We start from the raw sequence: 22,348 nt of genomic DNA on the forward strand, positions 1-22,348 counted from the left end.
TCAAGCGTGAATGCCCCGCTCCGCCAGTACATCCAGCAGACCCTGTTCGTCCAGGACCTTGACGCCCAGCTGCTGGGCTTTGGCCAGCTTGCTACCCGCGCCCGGACCCGCCACGACGCAATGGGTCTTGGCTGAAACGCTGCCCGCCACCTTGGCACCGAGGCTTTCCAGATGATCCTTGGCCACATCACGGGAGAAGGTCTCCAGGGTTCCGGTCAATACCCAGGTCTGCCCGGCCAATGGCAAGTTATCGACGCTGGCCTTGGGGCTTTCCCAATGCATACCGAAATCGCGAAGTTGCTGTTCGATCTCGAGCACTCTTGCGCGATTAGATTCAACTTTGAAATAACCCATCAAACTATTGATTGCCTTGTCATTTAGCCGATCAACACGCTTTAGCTCAAGCCAATCAGCCCGGGCAATTTCCTCGATATTATTGAAGGTCGCCGCCAGCCGCTCGGATCCTGTGCGTGCTATATAGGGGATTTCCAGACGCGCGATAAACTCGGCGAGACTGACATGGGCCGCGTACTCAGGGGAAATATCCCCTTCATCCTGCAGCTCCACGCCGCGCTCGCGGAGCTGCTCAAGTACCTTGAGGTTATGCTCGTCGGTGAAGAACGCATGGATCTCGTGGGCGACTTCATTGCCGATATCCGGGAGATATACCAGCACCTCTGGCAGGGCACGACGAATCCGGTCGAGACTGCCCAGCGCGCGCGCCAGGAGTTTGGCAGTCTCTTCACCTACATCGGGAATGCCCAGTGCATAAACAAACCGAGCCAGACCCGGGCGCTTGCTGTCGTTGATCGCAGTCAGCAGGTTTTTGGTGGATATCTCAGCGAACCCCTCCAGCTCGATCACCTGCTCGTAGGTCAGTGCATAGAGGTCCGCCGGAGATGCCACATGACCGGCGTCCACCAGTTGCTCGATGATCTTCTCGCCCAGCCCGTCGATATCCATTGCCCGGCGCGACACAAAGTGGATGATTGCCTGCTTCAACTGCGCCTGACAGATCATGCGCCCCACGCAGCGATACACCGAGCCCTCGGTATAGGTCTCACGGCCGCGACTACGCTTGACCAGTTGGGTGCGCTCCACAGCCGAACCGCACACCGGGCAGCTTTCCGGCACGGCAATCGGTTGAGCGTCCGCGGGGCGGCGGTCACTGACCACCTGCATGACCTGCGGAATCACATCGCCCGCGCGGCGAATGATCACCGTATCGCCGATCATCACGCCCAGCCGGGCCACCTCGTCCATGTTATGCAGGGTGGCGTTGGACACGGTAACGCCTGCCACCTGCACCGGCTTGAGCCGCGCGACAGGTGTAATCGCGCCGGTACGGCCCACCTGAAATTCCACCGCCAGTACCTCGGTCAGCTCCTCACTGGCAGGAAATTTATGCGCTATCGCCCAGCGCGGCTGGCGTGCACGAAAGCCCAACTCGCGCTGATAGCCCAGATCATTGACCTTGAATACCACGCCGTCGATCTCGTAACTCAGGTCGTTTCGGCGAGCGCCGATGTCGTAGTAATAATCGAGGCAGGCCTGAATGCCGCTGGCCAGCTTCAGTTCCGGGCTGATCGCCAGCCCCCAGGATTTCACAGCTTCAAGAATGCCAGTCTGGGTGCGCGGCAGCTCGCCCTCAAACCGGCCAATGCCGTAACAGCAGAACTCCAGCGGCCGCCGAGCGGTAATACTCGAGTCGAGCTGGCGTAGCGAACCCGCGGCGGCATTGCGTGGGTTGGCGAAGGTCTTCGAGCCTTCGATGCGGGCGCGCTCATTCAAGGCTTCAAAACCCGCTTTGCTCATATAGACCTCCCCACGCACCTCCAGCACCCTGGGCCACTCATCGCCGCGAAGCTTGAGCGGAATATTGCGGATGGTCCGCACATTGGTCGTGATGTCCTCTCCCTTGCTACCGTCGCCCCGGGTGGCTCCACGGACCAGATAACCGTCCTCATACAACAGACTGACCGCCAGGCCATCGAGCTTGGGCTCGCAGCAGTACTCGATCTGCGCACCGAACAGATCGTCCGATGGCATATCCAGACCGCGCCGTACGCTGCGGTCGAAATCCAGCATATCGCCTTCCTCGAAGGCGTTACCCAGGCTGAGCATGGGGACTTCATGCTGGACGGTGCCAAACGCTGCAGACGGTGCCCCACCGACGCGCTGGGTGGGCGAGTCCGGCAGAATCAGCTCCGGATTCGCCTCTTCCAGCGCTCTTAGCTCGTTGAACAGGCGATCGTATTCCGCATCGGGGATGGCGGGCTCGTCGAGCACGTAATAACGGTGGTTGTGCTCATTGATCTGCTCACGCAGTTGCTGCGCGCGCAGCGCCGGATCAGGAGTAACGGTCATGGTCGGTCAAATCATCGGAGGCGGAACAAGCGGAGATTGTAGCAAGGAACCCGGTGGGGACGGCAGTGTTGGGGCGCGGGTCGGGGTGTTGGTAATCAGTCGCTATTCCCGGCGACGTCACCCTTCCACAAATAGAACGTCGACCGGAGGTGATACTCAGTTCAGCTATGCATCGAGTATCGCCGACAAAGAACCGTAGGAGTGTCGACCTCGGCACGACCTGGCTGCCAAGCCAGCCCTTACCGCACTGCCACAAACCCCGGGCGCCCTGCGGTCGCCATTCGCGGCGAGGGCGCCCCTCCTACGAAAACCGGAGCCAGCTAATGGATCAATACGACCGGCGCTGACTGAATCGCTTGCGCTCGTATTCAGCAATGCGCTGGCGGTAGTGTTCGATGGTTTGTGCGGTCAGTACGCTGCGCTGTTCGTCCTTGAGATCACCGCCCAGCTCGTGGGAAAGCTTGCGTGCCGCAGCGATCATCAGATCAAGCGCCTGCTTGGGATGACGAGGACCCGGCAGCCCCATGAAGAAGCTGACGGCACGCACATAGGTGCTATCCATCTCATCGAGATCAAAGACGCCAGGCTTCAGCGCATTGGCCATGGAAAACAGCACATCGCCGTTACCGCTCATGCTCTCGTGGCGGTGGAAGATATTCATTTCACCGTGGCGCAGACCACTTTCAAGAATATTCTGCAGCAGCGCCGAGCCAGGAAAGCCTAGTTCATCGCGTGCGACGACATTAATCACGAACACCTCTTCGACCGGAGGAAGCTCTTCCCTCGCAGTGGCGGGCTCGGCGCTGAGTTCCGGCTCTGTACGCGTAGGTTGCTCGTCTTTTTCAGCCATGCGCGGTTCACGCCGCGGCATATCCGGCGCGCGAGGCGTGACCTTGCGCGGACGTGAGGTGCCGCGCGTGTCCTGCACGCTGGGCGGCTCTGGTATGTCGTCGAGGTTCAAACCACCCAGGTCCAGCCCGGTCTGCTCTGGCGAGTGCACTGATGCATTGTCGCCAAGATCGTCCAGCTCCGACAGGTCGCGGCCAACAGAAGGCTCCGACCGATCTTTACGGCCGATGACGCGCGGCGGCCCGAGCAGGTCATCTGCCGGGGGAGCGTCTGCGTCGTCAGTCAGATTGCGTTCCAGCTTGATACGTATACGCGAGCGGCCGCCCATGCGCCGCCATCCGTCAAACAAGATACCGGCAATGACCAGCACGCCGATTATGATAAGCCACTCACGTAAACCGAAATCCATGAATTCCTGTTCCTGTTATGCCAATTCTTTCATGTAGGCCGACCAAAAAATGTCGTGCCGAATATAAGCGAAGCCCGGATGCCTGTTAAGCATTCATTGCAGGCCACATGGTTTAAGCCATCCTGCCGACCACACATCGAGGGAATCTGAGTAGATACCTGCGCTCAGCGCTCCGACGTGCTGGTGCCACAGCGTGGGATACGTATAAAAAAACTTCCCTGCGGGACCGACCGGCAACTCACCGACAATCGTCATGTGCCTGCAACGGAAGAGTCAAAATTCAGACTCACAAAATTATCGACAAACCCTAACATGAGCCCGCAAAACTTTACACCGCCGCGAGCGCAGCAGCCTCTTCGACATCCACTGTGACCAGCCTTGAGCAGCCAGGTTCATGCATCGTTACACCCAGCAACTGATCAGCCATTTCCATGGCAATCTTGTTGTGGGTGATATAGATGAACTGCACGCGCGCAGACATCTCTTTTACGATCCGGGCATAGCGGCCAACGTTGGCATCATCAAGCGGCGCGTCCACCTCATCCAGCATACAGAACGGCGCGGGATTGAGCTGGAAGATTGAGAATACCAGGGCAATCGCCGTCAGGGCTTTTTCGCCACCGGACAGCAAATGGATGGTGCTGTTCTTCTTGCCGGGCGGCCGCGCCATGATCGCCACCCCGGTATCGAGTAGATCATCACCGGTGAGCTCAAGGTAGGCGTTCCCGCCGCCGAAAACCTTGGGAAACAACGCCTGCAACCCGTTGTTCACCTTGTCGAAGGTTTCCTTGAAACGGCTGCGCGTTTCCCGGTCGATCTTGCGAATGACCTGCTCCAGCGTATCGAGCGCTTCTTCCAGATCAGCATTCTGCGCATCAAGATAGCGTTTACGCTCGGATTGTTGCTCATATTCGTCGATCGCCGCTAGGTTGATTGGACCCAGCCTCTGAATACGTGCATCGAGCTGAGCAAGCTGCTGCTCCCAGTCGGATTCAGTTGCATCCTCGGGTAAGGTCGCGATCACGCCATTGAGGTCATAGCCTGCCTCGAGCAACTGCTCCTGCAACCCTTGCCGGCGTGTCTGCAGATCGCGCGCAGCCAGACGTTGCTCATCCAGCTGACCGCGTATCACCTGGGCTTGCTGTTCGGCCTGACTACGACGGCGATCCTGATCGCGAATCTGCTGATCGACCTCCTCCAGTGCCTGACGCGCCGTGCCCAGGTCCTGTTCCGCCTGGAGGCGCTGCTCGAGCAGTGACTCCAGCTCGATGCGCTGATCATCCTCCGGCGCCTGGTTTTCCTCATAGGTCAGTCGCAGTTCTTCCCTGCGTTCAGCCAAACGTTCGACTTGAATACTCAGCCGCTCGAGCCCCTGCGAGGTGGACTCGCGCTGGGCACGCAATGATTGCACCCGCAGCTCCAGCTGGTGCGAGCGGTCCTTGTGCTGACGCGTTTGCTGACGCGCCTGGTCCAGCGCTTCGCGCACCTGATCACGGCGTTGTAACAGCGTTTCGCGCTGATCTGCGTCGTTGGCCATGCGCTCGAGCGCCGCTTCGAGGGTCATGCGTGCTTCGCCGATCTGCTCCAGCTCATCGCTGCGTTGCATGCGGATATCTTCCAGATCCTCATCGATACGCTGACGCCGCGCAGTCACCTGCTCAAGACGTACCTGCCGTGCGGAACATTGCGCCTTGATTTCGCCCTGCTCGCGGGAGGTGCGAGCCAGGCCCTGCTGCAGGTTTTCGCGCTGCTGCTCCAGTTGGCGAACATGCTCCTGGAGCGAGGCAATGCGTTCTTCGCCATCGATCAACAGCGCCTGCTGCTCTTCGACGGTAGCTTGCAGGTGTTCCAGTTCCTGTTGACGGGCAAGCACACCCGTTTCGCTGGCACTGCCTCGCTTGAGGCGCAGCCAGTTCGGTCCGACCCACTCCCCGCCGGGAGTGATCAAGGACTCGTGGCTGGCCAGTTTTGACCGCTGCCCCAGCGCCTGATCAAGTGAGTCACAGACTTTAACGCCAGCGAGCCAGGGCGCGAGATTCACTGACGAACTGACCTTCGCCAGCAATGAATCTGTCTCTGATGCGGACCGGCTATCGGAGCGACTGGCATCGAGCAAGCGCAAGCTACCCTGTTCAAATTCGGCGCATAGGTCAGCTACCATACCGAGGTCATCCAGGCTGAGAGCCTGTAAGTCCTCACCCAGCACGGTCTCGACGGCGCCCTCCCAGCCAGCCTCCACCTGCAGCTGCGCTGCCAGTTGCGGCAACTCCCCAAGGCCCTGCTGCTGCAGCCAATCGCGCACGCCGGAGCCATGCTCCAGTGCCGCTTGTTGTAACGCTTCGAGGGAGGCCATACGGCCATTCTGGCGCTGGATTTCGCCACGGCGGATGTCGGCTTCCTGGGTCAGCGCCGTCAGTGCATCGCGCTCCTGGCCCAGCTTCTCTCCAAGCTCTTCCAGTTGCTGCTGGTCGGTTTCGCTGCGCAGTTCCAGTTCGGCCAACTGCTCGTTCAGAGCGGACAACTCCTCGTCGAGCGGCCCCGCAATCAACGTGGATCGTTCCTCTTCAAGGCGTTGAATTCGTTCGGCAAGTCGCTCCGTAGCCTGTTCAAAATGACGAATACGCGACTGCTCTACCTCAGCTTGCTGGCGTGGCGAGGCTGACTGCTGATTGAATTGATCCCAGGCGGCCTGCCATTCCTGCATGGCATGCTCGGCACGTTGCAACTGCTCGGCCGTTTCCTCATCTGCCGCCGCGGACATTTCCAGCTCCGGCTCGATCTCGGCCAGCTCACTCTCGAGATCAGCCAGTAACGCCTGATCCTGCGTGAGGTGGCTCTGCGCTTCCTGCCAGGCCTGCTCGGTACGGTCGATATCCGCCTGCAACTGGCTCTGCCGGTCACGATTGAATTGCAGCGTCTGTTCAATGCGACTGATGTCCGCGCCCACGCTGTAGTAGCGCGCCTGGACACGGTTGAAGGATTCGGTAAGATCCAGATGCTGGTCGCGCTGTTTCTCCATCTGGCTATCGGCATTGCGCTGCTCGGCGATCAGCGCCTCCAGCGCGATTTCCAGCTCGCGTACGCGGTGCTCGCGCTCTGTAACCAGTCCGTCGAGCGTCTGCCAGCGCAAGGCCTGCAGTTGCGCCTTTAGCTGGCGCTCGCTGGCCTTGTACTCCTTGTATTTCACCGCCGACTGCGCCTGGCGCTGGAGGTGTCCCAGCTGGCGCTCCAGCTCTTCGCGCAGGTCGGTCAGGCGTGCAAGATTGTCATGCGTGCGGCGGATGCGGTTTTCGGTCTCGCGGCGGCGTTCCTTGTATTTGGAAATGCCGGCAGCCTCTTCGATGAACAGGCGCAGCTCATCGGGCTTGGCCTCGATCAACTTGGAGATCATCCCCTGTTCGATGATTGAATAACTGCGCGGGCCCAGCCCGGTGCCCAGAAAGATGTCGGTAATATCGCGGCGGCGGCACTTGGTGCCGTTCAGGTAGTACTGATTCTGTGCTTCGCGAGTGACCTTGCGGCGGATGGAGATCTCGTTGTACGCCGCGTATTCACCCTTGAGCGTGCCGGCACTGTTGTCGAATACCAGCTCGATGGACGCCTGACCCACCGGCTTGCGACTGTTGGAGCCGTTGAAGATGACATCGGTCATGGACTCGCCACGCAGGTTCTTGGCCGAACTTTCGCCCATTACCCAGCGCACCGCGTCGATGATGTTTGACTTGCCACAGCCGTTCGGACCGACGACAGCGCCCATGTTGGTCGGAAAGTAAACGGTGGTGGGATCGACAAAGGATTTGAAGCCCGCCAGCCTGATGCATTTCAATCGCATTGAGTTGCTTGTCCTTGCGCAGCAGTTGCGATGCGTTGTCGCCTGCATCGCCTCCAACAAAGGTGCATTTTCACCACTAAGCCCGCGAAAGAGAAGCCCCAGCGCCCAGCGCCCGCCAAAAACCGAACGCTACGGCGTCAAACAGGCGATATCCAGACTCAATAGATGAGCATCTTGCTAATTCGGCGTCGATCACCCTAGCCTTAAAATGCCCACTCCGGCACAATTCGCGGCCCTTGAATTGTGTTATGGACACTGACATGGCCGTTCAGCCGGATCTGGACAGTATCTACAGCAAGCTGATGAATGAGGACGATGTCCGGGTTTGCAAGGATATACCGGACAGCGCCTGCAACGGTGTGCCGCAGAATTTCTTCCTTCAGGTGGCAGCCAATACCCTGACCAGCCTGGGCGACACACTGATCAACCCGAAGACGACACTCGCCTGGCTGATGGGCGTGGTGGGCGCGCCGGTCGCCATGGTTGCCTGGCTGGTGCCCATCCGGGAATCCGGATCCATGCTGCCGCAGCTATTCATCGCTGCGCGTATCCGCCGCCACGCCATGCGTCGTGGCATCTGGATTCTGGGCAGCCTGCTGCAGGCGGGCATACTGCTGGCACTGGGTTCGGTGGCCTGGTTGTTTGAAGGAGCGCTGGCCGGCGCTCTGATCATCGTCTGCCTGGTGTTGTTCAGCCTGGCCCGTGGGCTCTGCTCCGTCGCCGGCAAGGACGTAATCGGCAAGACTGTTCCCAAAACCCGACGCGGTCAGCTCAATGGCCTGGCTGGCAGCCTGTCCGGCTGGGCAGCCCTGGCATTTGGCGTGTACTGCATGCTTTGGCCGCCAACCGAAGATGATGTGCTCTTTTATGCCGGCTTATTAAGTGCTTCCGCCTTGTTGTGGATCATCGCAGCGTGGGTCTATCGGTATATAGACGAACAGCCAGGCGCAACCGAAGGAGGCGAAAACGCCATCCGCGAAGCCTTCGTTCGCATGAGTCTGCTGCGCACCGATACAACTTTTCGGCGCTTCGTTGTCACACGTGCGTTGCTACTCTGCTCCGCCCTGTCTGCGCCCTACTACATTCTGCTCGGGCAGGACATCAAATCCGGAATCGGCATGCTCGGCGCCTTTCTGGTCGCCAACGGCCTGGCTAACAGCCTGAGCGCCATGGTCTGGGGCCGCATGGCTGACCGATCAAGCAGACGCGTGCTCATTCTTTCGGCCTGTATCGCAAGCTTGCTGGGGCCCGTGGTCCTGGCCGTGCATTTCTGGGCGGGGTTGTCCGCGACTTTGCACGCCTGGTTGTTCCCGGTGGCGTTCTTCGTGCTCGGCATAGCGCACAGCGGCGTACGCGTCGGGCGCAAGACCTATGTGCTGGACATGGCCGAAGGCAATCGCCGCACGGATTACGTCGCCGTAGGCAATACGGTCATCGGTGCCATATTGCTGGCAACCGGCGCGTTTGGCCTGCTCAGCGCGCTGGTCGGCGCGGCAGGTATGTTGCTGCTACTTTCAATGGTAGGTCTGGTCGGCGCGATGCTGGCCGGCTCGCTGCCTGAAGTCTGATTACTTACCCGATGGGATCGTTATATGTCTGAAATTCATCAAGGAACCCCAAGTCAGGGCCTTCCGCTGTCGCGCATCATCGGTCTGTTTCTCGGACCGCTGCTGCTGGTCATGACACTGGTGCTGCCAGCACCGGCCGGGATGAGTATTGAAGCCTGGCATGCGCTGGGGCTCATGTTGCTTCTGGCAACATGGTGGTCGACCGAGGCGATCGCGATCCCCGCTACGTCGTTACTGCCTATCTGTCTGATCCCCGCGCTCGGCCTGGGCAGCGTCAGCCAGGCGACAGCGCCCTACGCCAACCCGATCATCTTTCTATTCATGGGCGGCTTCGTGCTGGGGCTCGCCATGCAGCGCTGGAATTTGCACAAGCGCATCGCGCTGGTCACGCTTATCGCAGTGGGCAGCCAGCCCAAGCGCCAGGTAGCGGGTTTCATGATTGCCACCGCCTTCCTCAGCATGTGGGTGAGCAACACCGCCACGACCATCATGATGTTGCCGATCGGCCTGTCCGTGGTCAGCATGATGGGCGACGAAAGCTCCGAGCCAATTCGCCGGTACGCATCGAACCTGTTGCTGGCGATCGCCTACGCAGCAAGTGTCGGCGGGATCGCCACCTTGATCGGCACGCCGCCTAACGCGCTGCTCGCAGCGTATCTGGCGGAAACCCATGACATCCAGGTCGGGTTTGCGCAGTGGATGCTGATCGGTGTGCCGGTTTCGTTCAGCATGCTGCTGGTGGTGTGGTGGATGCTGACCCGCAAGGATTTCGGCCTGGATAGCGAGTCCGCCAACAGCTCGACGTTACTCAGGGAGCATCTGGCAGAGCTCGGGCCGATGAGCAAGGGAGAAAAGCTGGTTGCAGTGGTATTCCTGCTGACCGCCCTGTCATGGATATTCCAGCCAGTATTGTCAGAAACCCTGATCCCCTGGCTGAATGACACTGTTATCGCCATCGCTGCGGCCCTGGTAATGTTTCTGATTCCGGTCGATACCAAAAAACGCGTGTTTTTGATGGACTGGGACAGCGCCCAGAAAATGCCCTGGGGCGTATTACTGCTGTTTGGCGGCGGCCTTGCCCTGGCATCGGTCATCACCTCATCGGGCCTGGCAGTCTGGATTGCCGAAAGCATGTCGATCATGAGCGTATTGCCGATCATCGCCATGGTCATACTGATCACTGCGGTAATCATCTTCCTCACCGAAGTGACCAGCAATACCGCCACCGCAGCGGCCTTCCTGCCGCTGCTTGGCGCGCTTGCCGTCGGCCAGGGCGTGTCGCCGATCCTGTTCGCCGTTCCCGCCGCCATCGCCGCCAGCTGCGCCTTCATGATGCCGGTCGCCACCCCGCCCAACGCGATCGTGTTTGGTAGCGGCCACATCAAGATCGGCGAAATGATCCGTGCCGGGTTTTCCCTCAACCTGGCGGGCGTGGTAATTGTTACTGTGATTGGCTATTTGCTGATGGGCTGGGTGTTTGGGGTTTGATGGCTAATCTCTAGCACGCCCTGACCGCCGTCCTTGTGACGGCGGTTTTGGTTTTGGGGTGGGGCTGAACTCACTGGTCGGCTCCTACGGGAAAATGGCTGGCCTATCGGCCAGCGTCGTGCCGGGGTCGACACTCCTACGGGGGCGTGCCGCTGGCGGAACTGGTTGTAATGGCTGGCCGCCGGAGCTGGCCGCTTACCACAATCTAGCCGAGCCGGTGTTTGTAGGAGTGTCGACCTCGGCACGACGGCGTCCGCAGGACGCCCATCAACTTCACCGAATCGGACGCCGATCACAGGCTAATCGCGCTTCGAGATGTTTAATGTCCATTGTCAACACTCAGGACGAGACATGAACAACCTGAAACGCCATGCCAGTGATCTGCGCAAGGGCCGGACCTCAGAGCCCGGACGCTTTTATCTGGTTACCGCCGTCACTTTGAACAGAGAACCCGTCTTCGCAAACTTGGCGAGTGCGCGCACGTTGATCAATACATTGCGCTCAGAGCTCAGTCGCAATCAGATTCAAACCTGGGCCTATGTAGTCATGCCTGATCATTTTCACTGGCTCATGCAGCTGAATCATGAAGCCCTATCGGAGGTTGTGGGCAGGGTAAAGGGGCTCACAGCCAAACAGCTTGGCCGGAGTATCTGGCAAAGTGGCTTTCATGATCGAGCGGTGCGAAAGGAGGATGATCTGAAGGCCATGGCGCGATATATCATCGCCAACCCGCTACGAGCTGGCCTGGTTGAATCGGTGGCAGATTATTCGCATTGGGATGCGGTTTGGTTGTGAGGCGGCTGTGGGCGAGACGGTGCGCAATCCAACGGACACCGGGCGTTCTTCGAACGCCGTCGCGCCGGGGCGACGCTCCTACGGGCGCGAGCCGTTGGAAAGTCTTTTGTCGACGCAGCGACCGAAGGAGGACGGTTCACCTAAATCGCAAACGACCCTGGTTTTGGTAGGAGTGTCGACCCCGGCACGACGGCGTCCGCAGGACGCCTTATTGAAGACTTACTGAACGGCTGTATCCACCCGCAGTAACACCTGATCATCCGCTCCGACTTTCACGCCACCAAGGGTCTCCTGATGCGTACCCTGCATGGCGTCGCCTTCTGGTGAGACGCGGGCGATGAGCTCAAGGGTCTGACCTTCGCTCAGTGTGACGTCGGGCAACATGGCGTCAGACGAGCTCAGGATGACGTCGGCAGGCAACTCGTCGAGCGTGAAACGGCGTGCAACCAGGGGCATCGGCGGGCCTTCCGGGTCGCGGGCGAAGAGGAAGATCACGGCGCTTTCGTCCAGCTCGGCGGTTACTTCATCGCTGAGCTCGAGCCGCACGCGTATGACTGCGGACTCGTCCGCGACGGCTTGCTCGGGGTTCGCCTCGTTCGGCCCTAAACCCAGACGCTCACGTGCGCGATCAATTCCGCCCTGAATCGCTTGCGCGCCCGGCCCGCCGGCTGGCATCCCGGCCAGCAGTCGTTCCCAGTATTCGATGGCGCCGGTGTATTCGCCGGCTTCGAAGGCGGCGATTCCCAGCAAACCGAGTGCGGTTGGCTCGTCAGGGTTCAGCTCCAGCGCCTTGTCCAGCGCTGCTGCGGCTTCTGTATCCAACTGGTTGCCGGCGGCAAAAAACCGCGCCTGCGCCAGTTGTGCGAGCACTTCGGGCCGCTCGCCGATGCGCTTGAGACTCTTCTCGAATGCACCGATAGCCCGATCAGGCTGTTGGGCAGACATATAACCACGACCGAGCATGAACCAGGCCTCGCCGTTTTCCGGCTGAACCTCGGTGACACGCTCCATCCGGTCGATCATCTGCTCAAGACTTGACGGATCCGGGCTCTCCTGCAGTTCGCGGTAAAGCGCCAGACCAGCCGGGTTGCCCCAGCTCATGTACAGGCCGGTGACGATCAACGGCAACAAGCCGGCGGCGACAATCAGCAATACAGGACTGCCCCGCCGTTTCTCGCCCTGGCGACCATCGGCGCGTGCGGTGTCTTCCAGAAGCAGCCGACTGGCCTCCTCCGCCGTGGCTTCGCGCTGTTCAGGCGTTATCTCACCCGCAGCTACCTGAGCGTCCAGCTCAGCCAGACGTTCCTCATACAAGGCTACGTTCAGCGTGGTGCGATCAACTGTTGAGCTGCGGCGATGCCGCCAGACGGGCCAAAGTACCGATACAACGCCCAGAGCCAACAACAGAGCGCCGAAAATCCATAAATCAGTCATCAGAATTCTTTTTCTCCAGCAGGGCGTGCAGACGTTGCTGTTCTTCAGCAGTCAGGTGTCCCGTTTGCGATTCACGCATAGCGCGCTGTCGCCGGCGCAGCATGATTATCAGGGTGGCGAGACCGATCAGCAGAAACAGGGCTGGACCGAACCAGAGCACGATGGTTTGAGCAGTCAGGGCGGGCTTGTAGCGCACGAAATCGCCGTAACGGGCGACCATGAAACCGATGATCTCTTCGTTGCTCTGCCCTTCATCGAGCAGGCGATAGAGTTCCCGGCGCAGGTCCGTGGCTACCGGCGCGTCGGAATCAGCGATGTTCTGGTTCTGGCATTTCGGGCAACGCAGCTCACCGCTCAGCTCATAAAAACGCTGACGCTGCTCCTCGCTGTCGAACTCGAAGGTATCCACTGCCGCCTGGCTGACCCCCACCATCAATACCCACAACAACGTGACCCACAAACCGCGAATCATGGCTGGCCTCCATCAACCAGAGCCTGATAACGCGGTTGCAATTCCCGCTCCCAGACGCGCTCGTCAACCACGCCGATGAATTTGTAACGGATCACGCCGTCGGCATCGATAAGGAAGGTTTCCGGGGCGCCATACACGCCCAGATCAAGACCCAGGCGACCCTCCGTATCACTGATATTCAGCTGATAGGGATCGTGGAAGTCCTTCAGCCATTTCTGCGCGGAGGCAGTGTCGTCCTTGTAATTGATGCCGTGGATCACCACGCCCTGCGCAGACAGCTTGTTGAGTACCGGGTGCTCAACGCGACACGCCACGCACCAGGTAGCCCACACATTGACCAATGCCGGCTTGCCGATCAGATCCTCTGTTGAAAGGGTGTCAGCGGGATCTTCGACACTCGGCAGACTGAAGGCAGGGAACGGCTTGCCAATCAACGCTGACGGCAATTCCAGCGAATTCGAAGGCTGCAAGCCTGAGGCGGCCAGCTCTTCGTTCTCGCGTTGCTTGTCCATCAGCGTTTTCAGGAAGAAGCCAGCCAACCCGAGAAACAGCACTAACGGGATGATCAGATAGATTCTGCGCATCAGACTGTCTCCGGCGTGAGCGTTTGCGCGGCGGTTTCCCGGCGCTTGACGCGCAGTCGATAACGCTTGTCCGCTGCGGCGAGCAGACCACCAAAGCACATCATAAGCCCGCCGAGCCAGATCCAGCGCACAAAGGGCTTGATATGCACGCGCATGGCCCAGGCCCCTCCGTCAAGCGGCTCCCCCATGGCCACAAACAGATCGCGGGTAAAACCGGCGTGAATCGCCGCTTCGGTCATCATCTGATTCTGTACTGTGTACAGCCGCTTCTCGGGGTGCAGGACGGTTACCTGACGGTCTCCCCGGTACACCTCGATAGTGGCTCTGTCGGATTCCCAGTTGGGTCCCTGCAGATGCGATGCCCCCTGATAAACAAACTGATAGCCGCCCAGTTCGAGGGAGTCGCCCGTGGCCATGCGCAGGTCACGCTGGCTGTCGAACAGGCTTGCACCGACAATACCCACCGCACAAACAGCCATGCCGATGTGCGCTGCGGTCATACCCCAGAAGCTGCGCGGCAATGCCCGCATGCCCTTGACCAGGCCCTTGTTGCGGGTCTTGTGCAACACATCGCGGATACTCACACCCACCACCCAGAACACCAGAAACAGCATGCTGCCGACTGCCAGGTGATGGTCGCCGATCCATACCGCCAAACCGATCGCGCCCATCGCCGACAGCAGCAGCACCCACTTCAACTGTCCGAACAGCCACTTGACCGGCGTATCCTTCCAGCGGCTGAGCATGCCGACGCCCATCGCGAGCATCAGCAGCCCCATCAATGGCAGGAACAATGCGTTGAAATACGGAGGCCCCACCGATACCAGTGTGCCGGTCAAGCCATCCAGGACCAGTGGATACAGGGTGCCGAGTAGTACCATCAGCGCGGTGACCACAAGAATGACGTTATTGACCAGCAGGAAGGTTTCCCGCGACCAGAGCGCAAAACCGATCTGACTCTTGACCGACGGAGCGCGCAGTGCGTAAAGCCCCAGCGAGCCGCCAACCACCACCATCAGGAAGCCGAGGACAAAGACGCCGCGCTCGGGATCGTTGGCGAAGGCATGCACCGATGTCAGCACCCCGGAGCGAACCAGGAAGGTACCCAGCAGACTCAGCGAGAAGGCCGCGATTGCCAACAAGACAGTCCAGCTCTTGAACACGCCGCGCTTTTCCGTGACCGCCAGGGAATGAATCAGCGCCGTGCCGACCAGCCAGGGCATGAAGGAGGCGTTTTCGACCGGGTCCCAGAACCACCAGCCACCCCAGCCGAGTTCGTAATAGGCCCACCAGGAGCCGAGAATGATGCCGAGACCCAGGAAGGACCAGGCGACAATCGTCCAGGGGCGCGACCAGCGGGCCCAGGCCGCATCGAGCCGACCGCCAAGTAATGCGGCGATGGCGAAGGCAAAGGCCACGGAAAAGCCCACATAGCCCATATACAGCATGGGCGGATGCACGATCAGACCAAAATCCTGCAGCAGCGGGTTCAGGTCGTTGCCGTCCGCCGGATGGAACGGCAATTGCCGGTCGAAGGGGTTGGATGTCATCAGCATGAACAGCATGAAGCCGACGCTGATCATACCCATCACCGCCAGCACACGGCTGAGCATTTCTTCGGGCAGGTCGCGGGAGAAAATCGCTACAGCAAAGGTCCAGCCGGACAGTATCAGTGCCCATAACAATAACGAACCTTCATGTCCGCCCCAGACCGCGCTCACCTGGTAGTACCAGGGCAACGCCGAGTTGGAATTGAGCGCGACGTAGGACACGCTGAAGTCGTTGGCCAGGAACGATTGCACCAGGCACAGGAAGGCAAACAGCACAAACAACCCCTGCGCCATGGCCGCCGGCTGCGCAAAACTCATCGCCAGACTGTCGCCGCGCCAGGCACCGTATAGCGGCACCGTGGCCTGCAGCAACGACAGGAACAGCGCAATAATCAGCGCAATCTGACCAAGCTCGGGAATCATTTGGCCTCCGAAGTATCAGCGGAACTGGCGTCGAGTTTCATCTGGTTCACCTTGTCCATCGCCTGAGCCACCTCTGGCGGCATGTATTCCTCGTCATGCTTGGCCAGTACTTCATCGGCGACCAGCATGCGGTTCTCGTCGAGTTTACCCAGCGCGACGATACCCTGCCCCTCCCGGAACAGGTCCGGAAGGATGCCGCTATAGGCAACCAGCACTACTTCAGCACCATCGCCAACCTTGAAGCGTACGTCGAGACTGTCCCGCGAGCGTTCCAGGCTGCCGTCGACCACCATGCCACCGGCGCGAATCCGCGTATCGATCGGCGCGTGGCCAGAGGCAATTTCAGACGGGGTATAGAACAGGTTGATGTTCTGCTGCAGGGCGTTGAGCGCCAGGGCCGCTGCAATCCCGATGCCGACCAGGGCCAGCAGGATGAGGCTCAGACGTTTCTTGCGTTGCGGGTGCATCAGGTCATCTCCCGGCGCCGACGACGCGCCTCTTCATTTACCAAACGCCGACGCGCCAGCCAGGGCTGCAACACGTTCAGCGACAAGACCGCCAGGGTGATGGCATAGGAAGACCAGACATAGGCTCCATGCCCGCCCATGGCGAGAAATTCGGTTACGGCATTCACAACATCTTCTCCAGTGCTTCGCGGGCCCAGCGCGTACGGTTTTCGCGGCGCAGGATCTCGACGCGCATGCGCATCAGCAGGCTGACCGTAAACAGGGCATAAAAGCCCAGCACCATCAGCAGCAGCGGCAACCACATTTCCACCGGCATCGCCGGCTTCTCGGTGATCTTGAAGGTGGCTGGCTGGTGTAGTGTGTTCCACCAATCGACCGAATATTTGATGATCGGAATGTTCACCACGCCAACAATCGCCAGTACCGCAGTGGCCTTGGCCGAGGTCTCACGGTTACTGATGGCCTGCCCCAGTGCGATGATGCCGAAATACAGAAACAGCAGGATCAGCATGGACGTCAGACGCGCGTCCCAGACCCAATAGGTGCCCCAGGTCGGCTTGCCCCAGATAGCCCCGGTGACCAGCGCAACGAAAGTCATCCAGGCGCCAATCGGCGCAGCGCATTTGAGTGCTACATGCGCCAGCTTCATGCGCCAGACAAGTCCGACGATGCCGGCCACGGCGAGCATGATGTAACACGACTGCGCAACGAAAGCCGCCGGCACATGTATATAAATGATACGAAAGCTGTTGCCCTGCTGGTAATCCTGCGGAGCGAAGAACAATCCCCATACGCTCCCCGCCAGCAGCAGTAACACGCCTGCACCGGTAAACCAGGGCAACCAGCGTCCGCTGATATCGAAGAACCACTTGGGCGAACCCAGCTTATGGAAGAAACTCCAGTTCATGCTTGACCTATTTCAATCATTCGCTCACCCCGATGCGCAAACCGGCGGCAATCGCCACCGGTGCCAGACTCAGAGACAACACCGCCAGACAACCCAGCCACAACGCGTAACCCGCGACCGGCATTCCCTGTAGCGACGCCTCGATCGCCCCGGTACCCAGAATAAGCACCGGAATGTACAGCGGCAGGATCAAAAGCGCGAGCAATACCCCGCCGCCCTTCAGGCCGACCGTTAATGCGGCACCAACAGCACCGAGCAGGCTCAATACCGGCGTGCCCAGCAACAGGCTCAGGCATAGCACCGGCAATACCGACACCGGCAGCGCCAGCATCAAACCAAACAGCGGCGCCAGGATCACCATGGCCAGCCCGCAGACCAGCCAGTGATGCAATACCTTGACCAGCACCATCAGCGACAAGGGATGCGGCGAGAGCACCCACTGTTCAAGCGATCCGTCTTCATGATCGCTGCGAAACATTCCGTCCAGCGACAACAGAGTGGCCAGCAGAGCAGCGACCCAAATCACCCCCGGCGCCATGGTACGCAGCATGCCCGGTTCAGGTCCGACGGCCAGCGGGAACAGGCTGACGACAATCGCGAAAAACACCAGAGGATTGAGCAGATCACCGGGACGGCGCCAGGCCAGCCGCCATTCGCGGCAGAACAACAGCCAGACGATCTGGCGCATCAGGCCACCTGCCCGAGATCAAGACGACGCAGACCGTCAATATGGTCGAGGCTATGATGCGTGGTCAGGATCACCGTGCCGCCCTGCTCTGCATGATCCAGCACATGTTTCTCCAACGCCGCAACGCCGGCCTTGTCGACTGCCGTGAAGGGTTCGTCGAGTATCCACACCGGGTGCGCTTCGAGATACAACCTGGCAAGCGCCACCCGCCGCTGCTGACCGGCTGACAGGGTATGACAGGGAACGTCCTCGAAACCACGCAATCCGACCTGGCCCAGAGCATCGCTGATACGCTGCCGATCAACCGGCTCACTGAGCGCGCATAGCCAACTGAGATTTTCTTCGGCGGTGAGGTTCGCCTTCACCGCCGGCGCGTGACCGATAAAGAGCCGAGAATGCCGCCATTGCTCGCGTCCGCCTCCAGCGAAAACGGAGGCGTCGCCATAGCGCACATCGCCGCCGACAGCCGGCAGCAATCCTGCGAGAATGCGCAACAGGCTGGTTTTGCCTGAGCCATTAGGACCGGCCACCTGCAGCACCTGGCCACCTTGCAGCGAAAAGGAAAGGTCGGAAAACAACTCCCGCTGGTCGCGCTCACAGGTCAACTTGTGTATTTCAATAGGCAGTGATTTCACTGTCTCTCCAGGTTGGCGCAGCCGGGAATCGCAGCCAGATTCATGTTCGCAGGCGTTCAGCCGCTATACTGACAGGGCGCCTGAATGGCGCATTCTGGCCGGTTCTTTACGGGGGGCCATTATACATACAGCCTTTCGGTGAAGGGCCCTGATTTATATCAAGTTGTGGCGCCATGACATCCGATTTCCGCCTGCCTTCCATCGCCAGCCCGCCTGCTTCCGGGCCTGCCAGCCGCTCCAATACCAGCGCGAGCATTGCGCTGCAGTTACTGCGGCCTATTGACGCACAGATGCTCGATGCCCGCGGAACAGCCAAAGCCGAGGTTATCAGCAGTACAGCGCGCGCCGGTCAGTTCGAACTGCTACTGCGTATCGCCCGGTCCGATGGATTTCCACAAGCCGAGGTCAAAGTCACCAGCCGCGAACAGATCCCCAGCGGCACCCAGCTGCTGGTACAGGCTGTCAATCAGACGCGGATGCTGGCCTCGGTTCAGGCGGCGGCCGCATCCAGTGCGCCGCTGAATGCTCCCCTTACTCGCCTGGATCCGACCCAGTTCCCTGCGGACGCCAGTCTGCAGGCCCGGGTATTGACACAGCAGGTCATTGAGAACGGCGCTCAGCAGCGATTCGCTCTGCTCGCGCGCATCGTACAGGGCGCGGGGGTCGGGTCAACCCTGTCACTGGTGAGCAGCAAGCCGGTGGAACCCGGCACGCTGTTACAGGCTACGGTTGGCGCCTCGGGCGAGTTGCGCGTCGCCGCGCCCAGCGAGCAACTGCGCCAATTAGCTGTCTCGTTGGGCCTGCGCGATAGCCTGCAGCGCCAGGCTTCGGCAGAACCCCTGATGGCTCAGCTCGAACGCATCACAGGCGCTGCCCCGGAGAGAATACAGCCGGCGATGCGCCAGGTGCTCATGCATGTTTCGACCGTCGCCCAACTCAGTACCGAAGCGGGCGTGGCGCAGGCGGTGAAGCAGAGCGGCCTGTTTCTGGAGAACAATCTGGCCATGCTGGCCAACGCATTGAAGACCCGCCCGGGCGGCACCGAAATGCCTGCCGGGCAAGCGGCAGCCGTGCAACTGCCTCCATTGAACAAGGTACTTGCACTGCTGGCCGGACTGGCCACGCCACCGGGTGTCGAACCCTTGCCCGGTGCAGATCTCAAGGCTTCGCTGACTAATCTGTTACTGAATCTGCAACAACAATTGCCAGCCGAAAGCCGCGCGTTGCTCGCATTGCCCCCCGGCCCCTGGCAGAAAATCCCCGGCATCCGGCCCGGCGCCTTCCCGCTGCCTTCGCGCGTGTTGCAGAACATGAGCGAAACGCCGGATCTAGGTAGCTTGCTGCGCCTCACTGCGGCGCTGCTCTCGCGCATCCAGCACCATCAATTGCAGAGCCTTGGCCAGAGCCAGAGCTTTGCCGATGGCAGCAGCCAGACCGTATGGCAACTGGAGATTCCCCTACGGGACGGCCAGCAGTTCAATCACGTACAGGTGCGGGTACAACGCGACGACGCGGCCCCATCGAAAAAGACGCTTGAGCCAATACCCCGCTGGGAAGTCCGTCTGGCGTTTGATCTTGAACCGTTAGGCCCGATGCAGGCGATTGCCCGGCTCTACAAGGGCAAGGTCAGCAGTGAATTCTGGGCAGAGCGGCCGGCTACACTGAACCTGCTTGATAGCGAGCTGGGCCGGTTGCGTGATCGACTACTGGCCAAAGGACTCTCGGTCGGTGAGTTAAGCTGGCACCAGGGCACGCCGCCGCCACCGAGGCAGGCAGTACAGCAGAACTGGGTAGACGAGATAACCTGATGACCGACCCCAAACAGGCCATTGCGCTGGTGTACGACGGCGAGCAGGCCCCAACACTGACCGCTAAGGGAGAAGGCGATCTGGCCGAGCAGATTGTGCAGCTGGCCATGGAATATGAAGTGCCGATATATGAAAACGCCGACCTGGCAAAGATGCTCGCGCGCATGGAGCTTGGTGATGAAATTCCCGAGGAGCTCTACCGTACCATTGCGGAGATCATTGCCTTCGCCTGGTACCTGAAAGGCAAGGCGCCGGTGGGATTTGTCCCGCCAGAAGATGATTTTTCCTGAATTCAAACAGACAGAATGGCCTCAGGATTTGTCCTGGCGCGCCGCATGCAGCCGGGCCACCAGTTCGGCCTCAGCCTTTGACAGGCCACAGGACTGGGTAACATCCTCGATGCTTGCGCCCAAGCCCACCAGCCGCGCAGCCTGGTTATAAGGCATGGACTGCGGGTCCTGCTGCTCGAAGCGTTGCTGCTTGTCTTCGATGCGCTTGAGCTGATCGCGTAACGCAAACAGCTCTTCGCCCATGCCGATCGTACCCTGCTGATAACCGCTGATATCCTTGAGCAGCTGCTCAACTCGCTGCTGCTGCGCAGCGTCCTGCTCATCCAGGCGCCGGGCCAGGCGTCGATACGCAAGGGTCAGCGCAGCCAGGGCCGCAATAAGCAGCCCCAGCCCCAACCCCAGCAATAACACCCACCCTGACTCGGCCATGTAGATCAAAAGCCCTGCAGCTCGGCCCACTCATCCTCGGTCATCATCTTTTCCAGATCGACCAGGATCAGCAGCTCGTTATTCTTGTTGCATACGCCCTGAATGAACTTGGCAGACTCGTCGGTACCGACATTTGGCGCGGTCTCGATCTCGGACTGCTTCAGGTAAACCACTTCGGCGACGCTGTCGACCAGAATGCCGATAACCTGCTTGTCCGCCTCGATGATCACCACACGGGTGGCATCAGTGATCGGCGCCGGGCTCAGACCGAAGCGCTGGCGGGTATCGATCACCGTCACCACGTTACCGCGCAGGTTGATGATGCCCAGCACATATGAAGGTGCGCCTGGCACCGGAGCAATTTCGGTATAACGCAGCACTTCCTGTACCTGCATGACATTGATCCCATAGGTCTCGCTGTCCAGGTGGAAGGTCACCCACTGCAGGATCGGATCTTCGGCGCTTTGTGCGGTGTGGTTGTTCATCTGTCAATTCCCGATCTATAAAAGGGCCCTGCGCGTTGTCCCTGCGCAGGGCGAATGAATCATTCTAGGTTAACGCTTCATCGCAAGCTGCGTAACTGGCCCGTTTTGGCCTCAGCTTTGCTGGCCGGCGCATGACTGATCAACAGCGAGGCCAGCGCCGACAGATCCAGCAATGCACACATATGTTCGATGACTGTTCCCGCCAGCCAGGGTCGCTTGCCCTGTTGCGAGCGCCATTTGATCTGATCCGGACTCAACTTGATCGACCGGCTGACCCCATGCACCGCCATGCCCCAGTCATACCCCTGAACAGATATCACGAAACGCAGGTCGTTCTGCAGCGCCGGCGAGTATCGCTCCGGCATGACCCAGCGCGCCGTGTCCAGCACCTTCAGGTTGCCTGCTGGTGTGGGCAATATGCCGAGGAACCAGTCAGGCTGACCAAACAAGGGGGTGATTTCACTCTCCAGAGAATGGATGGTCCCAAGCGATACCAGAGGCACAGCAAGGGTAAGACCACCCACATCGAACAACAGGGCTTCGAAGGGACGTTCCCGCCACTCCGCTTGCTGGACCGGAGCAGACTCCTGCGGCGCAAGCTCCTGTTCGACTGTCTGCCATTCGGCCGACAGCCCGGTGTCGACGCTCTGGGAAGCGATGTACTGAACAGGCTCTGCGACCTGCGTCTGGACCGGAACGACTTCTGACTCGACCACAACCACCTGCACCTCGGCCTGCGCGGGTGTCCCAATCTCCGGCTGATCGGCCAGCGCCAACTCGACAGCCGCCTCCTGCAGCAAGGCATCCAGGTAACACTGGATGGTCTGCTGGGGGATATATTCCTGTAAGGGCGTACTTCTATTCATCG

The 22,348-nt window shown here is 60.0% G+C and carries 20 protein-coding genes; 5 read left to right on the forward strand and 15 right to left on the reverse strand.

Going from position 1 to position 22,348, the window contains the following annotated elements; genetic code table 11:
* From ligA to smc, 3 genes are all read right to left on the reverse strand, one after another.
* Nucleotides 1-2,367 (reverse strand): NAD-dependent DNA ligase LigA, encoded by a 2,367-nt coding sequence (gene ligA, locus FZE95_RS02140; RefSeq protein ID WP_150299153.1) that lies wholly within the window; start codon nucleotides 2,365-2,367, stop codon nucleotides 1-3.
* Between the two features lie 328 nt (nucleotides 2,368-2,695).
* Nucleotides 2,696-3,625, reverse strand: coding sequence for a cell division protein ZipA (gene zipA / locus FZE95_RS02145; protein ID WP_150299154.1), 930 nt, complete (start codon nucleotides 3,623-3,625; stop codon nucleotides 2,696-2,698).
* Between the two features lie 328 nt (nucleotides 3,626-3,953).
* Nucleotides 3,954-7,457, reverse strand: coding sequence for a chromosome segregation protein SMC (gene smc / locus FZE95_RS02150; RefSeq protein ID WP_150299155.1), 3,504 nt, complete (start codon nucleotides 7,455-7,457; stop codon nucleotides 3,954-3,956).
* A 248-nt stretch (nucleotides 7,458-7,705) separates the two neighbouring features.
* Here smc and FZE95_RS02155 point away from each other — a divergent pair, with 248 nt between their 5' ends.
* The 3 genes from FZE95_RS02155 (at nucleotide 7,706) to FZE95_RS02165 (ending at nucleotide 11,308) form a co-directional block, all read left to right on the forward strand.
* A complete protein-coding gene (locus FZE95_RS02155; RefSeq protein WP_223824930.1) occupies nucleotides 7,706-9,025 on the forward strand; it encodes an MFS transporter in 1,320 nt (439 codons plus the stop codon).
* A 24-nt stretch (nucleotides 9,026-9,049) separates the two neighbouring features.
* Entirely contained in the window at nucleotides 9,050-10,513 is a 1,464-nt protein-coding gene (locus FZE95_RS02160) for an SLC13 family permease (RefSeq protein WP_150299156.1), read from the forward strand.
* A gap of 351 nt (nucleotides 10,514-10,864) precedes the next feature.
* Nucleotides 10,865-11,308, forward strand: coding sequence for an REP-associated tyrosine transposase (locus FZE95_RS02165; protein ID WP_150299157.1), 444 nt, complete (start codon nucleotides 10,865-10,867; stop codon nucleotides 11,306-11,308).
* 219 nt (nucleotides 11,309-11,527) lie between these two features.
* On the opposite strand, the gene ccmI is transcribed toward FZE95_RS02165, so the two are convergent.
* Genes ccmI through ccmA form a run of 9 tightly spaced genes read right to left on the reverse strand, consistent with a single transcriptional unit; the run spans nucleotide 11,528 to nucleotide 18,468 of the window.
* Nucleotides 11,528-12,742 (reverse strand): c-type cytochrome biogenesis protein CcmI, encoded by a 1,215-nt coding sequence (gene ccmI / locus FZE95_RS02170; RefSeq protein ID WP_150299158.1) that lies wholly within the window; start codon nucleotides 12,740-12,742, stop codon nucleotides 11,528-11,530.
* A complete protein-coding gene (locus FZE95_RS02175; protein ID WP_150299159.1) occupies nucleotides 12,735-13,214 on the reverse strand; it encodes a cytochrome c-type biogenesis protein in 480 nt (159 codons plus the stop codon). Before FZE95_RS02175 ends, ccmI begins: the two co-directional genes overlap by 8 nt.
* Nucleotides 13,211-13,798: a DsbE family thiol:disulfide interchange protein gene (locus FZE95_RS02180; RefSeq protein WP_150299160.1), complete on the reverse strand. Its 588-nt coding sequence runs from the start codon at nucleotides 13,796-13,798 to the stop codon at nucleotides 13,211-13,213. The genes FZE95_RS02175 and FZE95_RS02180 overlap by 4 nt, the downstream gene beginning before the upstream one ends.
* A complete protein-coding gene (locus tag FZE95_RS02185; RefSeq protein WP_150299161.1) occupies nucleotides 13,798-15,771 on the reverse strand; it encodes a heme lyase CcmF/NrfE family subunit in 1,974 nt (657 codons plus the stop codon). Before FZE95_RS02185 ends, FZE95_RS02180 begins: the two co-directional genes overlap by 1 nt.
* Nucleotides 15,768-16,238, reverse strand: coding sequence for a cytochrome c maturation protein CcmE (ccmE, locus tag FZE95_RS02190; RefSeq protein ID WP_150299162.1), 471 nt, complete (start codon nucleotides 16,236-16,238; stop codon nucleotides 15,768-15,770). Before ccmE ends, FZE95_RS02185 begins: the two co-directional genes overlap by 4 nt.
* The gene (ccmD, locus tag FZE95_RS02195; protein WP_371923476.1) at nucleotides 16,238-16,405 is read right to left on the reverse strand and encodes a heme exporter protein CcmD; all 168 of its coding nucleotides are present in this window, start codon (nucleotides 16,403-16,405) and stop codon (nucleotides 16,238-16,240) included. The genes ccmE and ccmD overlap by 1 nt, the downstream gene beginning before the upstream one ends.
* Complete coding sequence (locus FZE95_RS02200; RefSeq protein WP_150299163.1) at nucleotides 16,402-17,145, reverse strand: heme ABC transporter permease; 744 nt, start codon at nucleotides 17,143-17,145, stop codon at nucleotides 16,402-16,404. The genes ccmD and FZE95_RS02200 overlap by 4 nt, the downstream gene beginning before the upstream one ends.
* 16 nt (nucleotides 17,146-17,161) lie before the next feature.
* Nucleotides 17,162-17,833, reverse strand: a complete 672-nt coding sequence (gene ccmB / locus FZE95_RS02205) for a heme exporter protein CcmB (RefSeq protein WP_150299164.1) — start codon at nucleotides 17,831-17,833, stop codon at nucleotides 17,162-17,164.
* Nucleotides 17,833-18,468: a cytochrome c biogenesis heme-transporting ATPase CcmA gene (gene ccmA, locus FZE95_RS02210; RefSeq protein ID WP_150299165.1), complete on the reverse strand. Its 636-nt coding sequence runs from the start codon at nucleotides 18,466-18,468 to the stop codon at nucleotides 17,833-17,835. The genes ccmB and ccmA overlap by 1 nt, the downstream gene beginning before the upstream one ends.
* 173 nt (nucleotides 18,469-18,641) lie before the next feature.
* On the opposite strand from ccmA, the gene fliK reads away from it, so the two are divergent.
* A complete protein-coding gene (gene fliK / locus FZE95_RS02215) occupies nucleotides 18,642-20,276 on the forward strand; it encodes a flagellar hook-length control protein FliK (protein ID WP_150299166.1) in 1,635 nt (544 codons plus the stop codon).
* Nucleotides 20,276-20,566: an EscU/YscU/HrcU family type III secretion system export apparatus switch protein gene (locus FZE95_RS02220; RefSeq protein WP_150299167.1), complete on the forward strand. Its 291-nt coding sequence runs from the start codon at nucleotides 20,276-20,278 to the stop codon at nucleotides 20,564-20,566. The genes fliK and FZE95_RS02220 overlap by 1 nt, the downstream gene beginning before the upstream one ends.
* 21 nt (nucleotides 20,567-20,587) lie before the next feature.
* Here FZE95_RS02220 and FZE95_RS02225 read toward each other — a convergent pair whose 3' ends face one another.
* From FZE95_RS02225 to FZE95_RS02235, 3 genes are all read right to left on the reverse strand, one after another.
* A complete protein-coding gene (locus FZE95_RS02225; RefSeq protein WP_223824931.1) occupies nucleotides 20,588-21,025 on the reverse strand; it encodes a DUF2802 domain-containing protein in 438 nt (145 codons plus the stop codon).
* Complete coding sequence (locus tag FZE95_RS02230) at nucleotides 21,001-21,480, reverse strand: chemotaxis protein CheW (RefSeq protein ID WP_150299169.1); 480 nt, start codon at nucleotides 21,478-21,480, stop codon at nucleotides 21,001-21,003. Before FZE95_RS02230 ends, FZE95_RS02225 begins: the two co-directional genes overlap by 25 nt.
* A gap of 77 nt (nucleotides 21,481-21,557) precedes the next feature.
* Nucleotides 21,558-22,346: a chemotaxis protein CheW gene (locus FZE95_RS02235; protein WP_190324465.1), complete on the reverse strand. Its 789-nt coding sequence runs from the start codon at nucleotides 22,344-22,346 to the stop codon at nucleotides 21,558-21,560.
* Nucleotides 22,347-22,348: the final 2 nt, after the last annotated feature.

It is taken from the genome of Pseudomonas profundi (genome assembly GCF_008638305.1).
Classification (GTDB): Bacteria; Pseudomonadota; Gammaproteobacteria; order Pseudomonadales; family Pseudomonadaceae; genus Halopseudomonas; species Halopseudomonas profundi.

Coding starts and splice junctions, on each gene's coding strand:
- ligA (WP_150299153.1), bottom strand. CDS start 2,367: ATGACCGTTACTCCTGATCCGGCGCTGCGCGCGCAGCAACTGCGTGAG.
- zipA (WP_150299154.1), bottom strand. CDS start 3,625: ATGGATTTCGGTTTACGTGAGTGGCTTATCATAATCGGCGTGCTGGTC.
- smc (WP_150299155.1), bottom strand. CDS start 7,457: ATGCGATTGAAATGCATCAGGCTGGCGGGCTTCAAATCCTTTGTCGAT.
- FZE95_RS02155 (WP_223824930.1), top strand. CDS start 7,706: ATGGACACTGACATGGCCGTTCAGCCGGATCTGGACAGTATCTACAGC.
- FZE95_RS02160 (WP_150299156.1), top strand. CDS start 9,050: ATGTCTGAAATTCATCAAGGAACCCCAAGTCAGGGCCTTCCGCTGTCG.
- FZE95_RS02165 (WP_150299157.1), top strand. CDS start 10,865: ATGAACAACCTGAAACGCCATGCCAGTGATCTGCGCAAGGGCCGGACC.
- ccmI (WP_150299158.1), bottom strand. CDS start 12,742: ATGACTGATTTATGGATTTTCGGCGCTCTGTTGTTGGCTCTGGGCGTT.
- FZE95_RS02175 (WP_150299159.1), bottom strand. CDS start 13,214: ATGATTCGCGGTTTGTGGGTCACGTTGTTGTGGGTATTGATGGTGGGG.
- FZE95_RS02180 (WP_150299160.1), bottom strand. CDS start 13,798: ATGCGCAGAATCTATCTGATCATCCCGTTAGTGCTGTTTCTCGGGTTG.
- FZE95_RS02185 (WP_150299161.1), bottom strand. CDS start 15,771: ATGATTCCCGAGCTTGGTCAGATTGCGCTGATTATTGCGCTGTTCCTG.
- ccmE (WP_150299162.1), bottom strand. CDS start 16,238: ATGCACCCGCAACGCAAGAAACGTCTGAGCCTCATCCTGCTGGCCCTG.
- FZE95_RS02200 (WP_150299163.1), bottom strand. CDS start 17,145: ATGAACTGGAGTTTCTTCCATAAGCTGGGTTCGCCCAAGTGGTTCTTC.
- ccmB (WP_150299164.1), bottom strand. CDS start 17,833: ATGCGCCAGATCGTCTGGCTGTTGTTCTGCCGCGAATGGCGGCTGGCC.
- fliK (WP_150299166.1), top strand. CDS start 18,642: ATGACATCCGATTTCCGCCTGCCTTCCATCGCCAGCCCGCCTGCTTCC.
- FZE95_RS02220 (WP_150299167.1), top strand. CDS start 20,276: ATGACCGACCCCAAACAGGCCATTGCGCTGGTGTACGACGGCGAGCAG.
- FZE95_RS02230 (WP_150299169.1), bottom strand. CDS start 21,480: ATGAACAACCACACCGCACAAAGCGCCGAAGATCCGATCCTGCAGTGG.
- FZE95_RS02235 (WP_190324465.1), bottom strand. CDS start 22,346: ATGAATAGAAGTACGCCCTTACAGGAATATATCCCCCAGCAGACCATC.